Annotated in this window: 6 protein-coding genes and 1 pseudogene; all 7 read left to right on the forward strand. The window is 64.0% G+C overall.

All coding sequences use genetic code 11. The features are described 5' to 3' along the window. The first annotated feature begins 181 nt into the window (after positions 1-181). The 7 genes and pseudogenes from ACTHJR_RS17885 (at position 182) to ACTHJR_RS17915 (ending at position 4,804) form a co-directional block, all read left to right on the forward strand. Positions 182-556, forward strand: a complete 375-nt coding sequence (locus ACTHJR_RS17885) for an NADH-quinone oxidoreductase subunit A (RefSeq protein ID WP_440524707.1) — start codon at positions 182-184, stop codon at positions 554-556. Beyond that, entirely contained in the window at positions 553-1,125 is a 573-nt protein-coding gene (locus ACTHJR_RS17890) for a NuoB/complex I 20 kDa subunit family protein (protein WP_440524709.1), read from the forward strand. The genes ACTHJR_RS17885 and ACTHJR_RS17890 overlap by 4 nt, the downstream gene beginning before the upstream one ends. Continuing rightward, a pseudogene (locus ACTHJR_RS17895) lies at positions 1,122-1,985 on the forward strand (NADH-quinone oxidoreductase subunit C); the annotation flags it as partial. The gene ACTHJR_RS17890 and the pseudogene ACTHJR_RS17895, both read left to right, overlap by 4 nt. Positions 1,986-2,312: 327 nt before the next feature. Continuing rightward, positions 2,313-3,548, forward strand: a complete 1,236-nt coding sequence (locus ACTHJR_RS17900; RefSeq protein ID WP_440524711.1) for an NADH-quinone oxidoreductase subunit D — start codon at positions 2,313-2,315, stop codon at positions 3,546-3,548. A 35-nt stretch (positions 3,549-3,583) separates the two neighbouring features. Further along, on the forward strand, positions 3,584-3,976 hold the full coding sequence (locus ACTHJR_RS17905; protein ID WP_440524712.1) for a hypothetical protein: 393 nt from the start codon (positions 3,584-3,586) through the stop codon (positions 3,974-3,976). After that, entirely contained in the window at positions 3,969-4,634 is a 666-nt protein-coding gene (locus tag ACTHJR_RS17910) for a complex I 24 kDa subunit family protein (protein WP_440524713.1), read from the forward strand. Before ACTHJR_RS17905 ends, ACTHJR_RS17910 begins: the two co-directional genes overlap by 8 nt. Then, positions 4,634-4,804 carry a hypothetical protein gene (locus ACTHJR_RS17915; RefSeq protein ID WP_440524715.1) on the forward strand — a complete coding sequence of 57 codons (171 nt, stop codon included), beginning with the start codon at positions 4,634-4,636 and terminating at the stop codon, positions 4,802-4,804. The genes ACTHJR_RS17910 and ACTHJR_RS17915 overlap by 1 nt, the downstream gene beginning before the upstream one ends. Positions 4,805-4,944 lie beyond the last annotated feature (140 nt).

Genomic DNA, 4,944 nt, shown 5'->3' on the forward strand with positions numbered 1-4,944 from the left:
AGAATATCCTGATTCGGAGGCCGGGTGGGGGAGCGGGCCGGTGCCGCAACCGTTTCAGCTCTGCAGAAACCGAATCTAACCATCTCCGCTAATTGCGAATCATTCTCACAGGCTCGGGCCTTGCCCGACTCCGGGTGCCGGCCTAGAGACGCCGCAACGTTTCGCACCTGCGAGAGACAAAGTGGTCGACCTGTCACAATATCTGCCGATCCTGCTGTTCCTCGGCGTCGCGATCGCGCTGTCCAGCGCGTTCGTGTTCCTGCCGATGATCGCGGCCCGTTTCACCGGCGCGCACAAGCCGAATCCGGAAAAGCTCAGCGAATATGAATGCGGCTTTCCCGCGTTCGAGGATCCGCGCAGCCAGTTCGACGTGCGCTTCTACCTGGTCGCGATCCTGTTCATCGTCTTCGATCTCGAAGCCGCATTCATCTACCCCTGGGCAGTCAGCGTGTTCTCGCTCGGCTGGGTCGCGTGGATCAGCATGATGATCTTCATCGCCGAACTCGCGCTTGGCCTCGTCTATGCCTGGAAGAAGGGAGCGTTGGATTGGGAATGACCCCTTCTATCATCGGACATTCGGGCCCGGTCGAACTGCCGCGGCCCGCGAGCGGGCAGGCGATCGTGCCGCCCGACCAGGGTTTCTTCGACGGCCTCAACGGTGAGCTGCAGGACAAGGGTTTCCTCGTCGTCGGCGCCGAGGAGCTGTTCCAATGGGCGCGTACCGGCTCGCTCTGGTGGATGACCTTCGGTCTCGCCTGCTGCGCGGTCGAGATGATCCACGTCAACATGCCGCGCTACGATCTCGAGCGGTTCGGCGCCGCGCCGCGCGCCTCGCCGCGCCAGTCGGACGTGATGATCGTCGCCGGCACGCTCTGCAACAAGATGGCTCCGGCGCTGCGCAAGGTCTACGACCAGATGTCGGAGCCCAAATACGTCATCTCGATGGGCAGCTGCGCCAATGGCGGCGGCTATTACCATTACAGCTACAGCGTCGTGCGCGGCTGCGACCGGATCGTGCCGGTCGATATCTACGTGCCGGGCTGCCCGCCGACCGCCGAAGCCTTGCTCTACGGTATCATGCAGTTGCAGCGGAAGATCCGCCGTGCCGGGACGATCGAACGGTGAGGTCGGCTGCTCCTCTTCACGCGCCCAATGACGGCGTGATCGAGGCGGCCGAGAAGGCGCTCGGCCAGCGCGTGCTGTCGAGCCTGGAAGCCGTCAACGAGGTGTCGTTCACCGTCGACCGCGAGAGCCTGGTCGAGACGATGACGCTGCTGCGCGACACGCCGGGCCTCGAATATCAGCAGCTGATGGAGATCGCCGGGGTCGATTATCCGGAGCGGCCCGACCGCTTCGAAGTGGTCTATTGCCTGCTCTCGCTGACTCGCAACCACCGCATCCGCGTCCATGTCCAGACCGACGAGGTGAAGCCGGTGCCGTCGGTGACGGGGATCTGGCCGGTTGCCGGCTGGCTCGAGCGCGAAGTGTACGACATGTACGGCGTGCTGTTCGAGGGCAATCCCGACTTGCGCCGCATCCTGACCGACTATGGGTTCGTCGGGCATCCGCAGCGCAAGGACTTCCCGCTGACCGGCTATGTCGAGCTGCGCTATTCGGAAGAGACCAAGCGCGTCGTCTATGAGCCGGTCAAGCTGGCCCAGGACTTCCGCACGTTCGATTTCATGAGTCCCTGGGAAGGCGCCGACTATATCCTGCCGGGTGACGAGAAGGCCCCGGCCGCGCCGCCTCCGCCACCGCCGGCTCCCGCAGCTCCGGCTCCCGCGGCACTGCCGCAGGAAAAGGGCGCGCCGTCGCCAGTGACCGCCGACCAGATCGCCAAGGCCGATGCGGCGCAGACCGCCAAGACGGCGCCGGTTCAGGCCAAGACCACCGATAGCCCGGCACAGACCGGGGCGGGGAAGGCCGAACCCGATGCCAAGCCCAAGCCCGCCAAGGCCGGTGCCAAGACGACGAGAGCGAAGGGCGGCGACCCCGAGCCCGCGCCCCCGTCCGAGGACAAACCCAAGCCGGCGCGCAGCCGCAAGACCGCCGACGTCGCCGCCGCGCCCGAGGCCGCCAAGGCGCCGTCGACCCGCAAGGTCGCCGCCAAGCCGCGCGTGAAGCCGCATGCACCGACCGCCGACGCGCCGGCCAAGCCGAGCCGCGCCAAGAAGACACCGGAGCCGAAGCAATGACCGGCGTTTCTTTCATCGTCATTCCCGCGAAAGCGGGAACCCATCTCCCAGCCGCTGCGCCAAGCCTTGCGCGCGCGAGCTGGGTCCCCGCTTTCGCGGGGATGACGGAGATTTGTTGTGGTTGATCAGCTCGACAAGATGCTGGGAGTGACCGACGCCGAGGATCCGACCGCCGGCGACGTCACGATCCAGAACTACACGATCAATTTCGGGCCGCAGCACCCAGCCGCGCACGGCGTGCTGCGCCTGGTCATGGAACTCGACGGCGAAATCATCGAGCGGCTCGATCCGCATGTCGGCCTGCTCCATCGCGGCACCGAGAAGCTGATCGAGTACAAGACCTACGCCCAGGCGTTGCCCTATTTCGACCGGCTCGATTACTGTTCGCCGATGTGCATGGAGCATAGCTTCGTGCTCGCGGCGGAAAAGCTGCTCGACCTGGAAGTGCCGATCCGCGCCCAGTATCTGCGCGTGTTCTTCGCCGAATTGACCCGTATTTCCAATCACATGCTGAACCTCGGCAGCCATGTGATGGACGTCGGCGCGATGACCCCGAACCTGTGGCTGTTCGAAATCCGCGAGGATTGCCTCAACTTCTTCGAGCGTGCCTCGGGCGCGCGCATGCATCACAATTACTTCCGCGTCGGCGGCGTCCACCAGGATGTGCCGCTCAAGCTGCTGACCGACATCGCCGATTGGCTCGACACGCGCCTGCCGCGCCTGTTCGAGGACGCGATCAGCCTGGTCGCCGACAATCGCATCTTCAAGCAGCGCAACGTCGACATCGCGGTCGTCAGCCGCGAGGACGCGGTGCGCTGGGGCTTCTCGGGGCCGATGATCCGCGGCTCTGGCATTCCCTGGGATCTGCGCAAGTCGCAGCCCTATGACGCTTATGCCAGGATGGAGTTCGACGTTCCGGTCGGTACACGCGGCGATTGCTACGACCGTTTCATGGTACGCGTCGAAGAGGTCCGCCAGTCCGCGCGGATCATGAAGCAGTGCCTGAACGAAATGCCGAACGGCCCGATCGCCAGCAGCGACCGCAAGGTTGTGCCGCCGAAGCGAGCCGAGATGAAGCAGTCGATGGAAGCGCTGATCCATCACTTCAAGCTCTACACCGAAGGCTATCACGTCCCCGCGGGCGACGTCTATGTCGCGACCGAGAGCCCCAAGGGCGAATTCGGCGTGTATCTGGTCGCCGACGGGTCGAACAAGCCGTATCGCTGCAAGATCCGGCCGACCGCGTTCAGCCATCTGCAGGCGATGGACTTCATGTCGAAGGGCCACATGCTGGCCGACACCACCGCGATCCTGGGCGCGCTCGACATCGTGTTCGGGGAGTGCGACCGGTGAGAGGCGCGTCGGGGATCTTTGCAGCCGCCATTTCGATGCTGGCGGTTCCTGCTCACGCCGAACCGGCCAGCCTTAAGGTGGTCAACAGCTTCGTTAAGTTGGTCAAAAAGGGCGATTATCCTCAGGCTCAAAAACTCATGGCCGAGAAGATTGTTTGGCAAAATCAAAATCATCCGGAGGGGAACGCGTCACTAGCCGGGGCATACGGCATTTATTTGGCCGTTGCGGCCATTCAGGTGGGTCAGATTTCCTCTGTGTCATGCAGTCCAGTCGACGACATCGAGGTGTCTTGTGATTTTACAAGAGTTTCGATGTTCGGCGGCGCGACGAAGCATTTGACCGAGCGCTATTTCGTCGGAAACGGCAAAATCGTGAAAATCATAAACGTTATTCCGCCCGAGATGGCGAGGCTTGGTAAGAATGGCTGAAGCACCCCAAATCCCCGACGAGGCAGAGACCCGCGCGCGCTGGGGCGATTTCGCCTGGACCGCGGAGAACGCCGCCAAGGCGAAGGAAATTATCGGCCGCTATCCGCCGGGCCGCGCTCAGTCGGCGTCGTTGCCGCTGCTCGACCTCGCCCAGCGGCAGGTCGGTACCGAGACGCAGACCCAGGGCTGGCTGCCGGTCCCGGTGATCGAGTTCGTCGCCAAGCAGATCGGCGTGCCGTACATGCGCGTGTACGAGGTCGCGACCTTCTACACGATGTTCAACATGGCGCCGGTCGGCCGCTATCACGTCCAGGTCTGCGGCACGACGCCGTGCATGCTCGCCGGATCGGACGACGTGCTCAAGGCGTGCAAGGCGAAGGGCCTGTCCAAGGGGCACACCACCACCGACGGCCTGTTCACGCTGAGCGAAGTCGAGTGCCTGGGCGTCTGCGCCAATGCGCCGATGGTCCAGATCAACGACGACAATTACGAGGACCTGGATTACGACCGCACGATCGCGGTGCTCGAGGCCTTGGCCAAGGGCGAGCAGCCGCAGGTCGGCTCGCAGATCGGTCGCCGCGCGAGCTGTCCCGAGGGTGGCCCGACCACGCTCAAGGAAATGGTCACCGAGAATCACGATTACCGAGGGCAATGGTGATGCGCGGTACCGCCAATCCGATCATTGCCGTCTTCGCCATCATCGGCGCGCTGGTGATCCTGGGCCTGGTGCTGCGCGTCGCGTTCGCGCTGATCGGGCTCGCGATCGTCGTCGGCGCGGTGCTGGTGATCTTCTATTTCGTCCAGAATGCGATGGGGAAAAGGCCGTGACCCGTATCGTCATGCCAGCGAAAGCTGGCATCTCTTCGTCGCTGGGCGTGCGCTTGCCGCACGAGACCCCCGCGTGCGCGGGGGCTCCGGCCTCCGATGGAGGCCTCCGTGCTCGCTGACAAGGATCGCATCTTCACCAA

This window comes from Sphingomonas sp., assembly GCF_051962185.1.
Lineage (GTDB): Bacteria > Pseudomonadota > Alphaproteobacteria > Sphingomonadales > Sphingomonadaceae > Sphingomonas.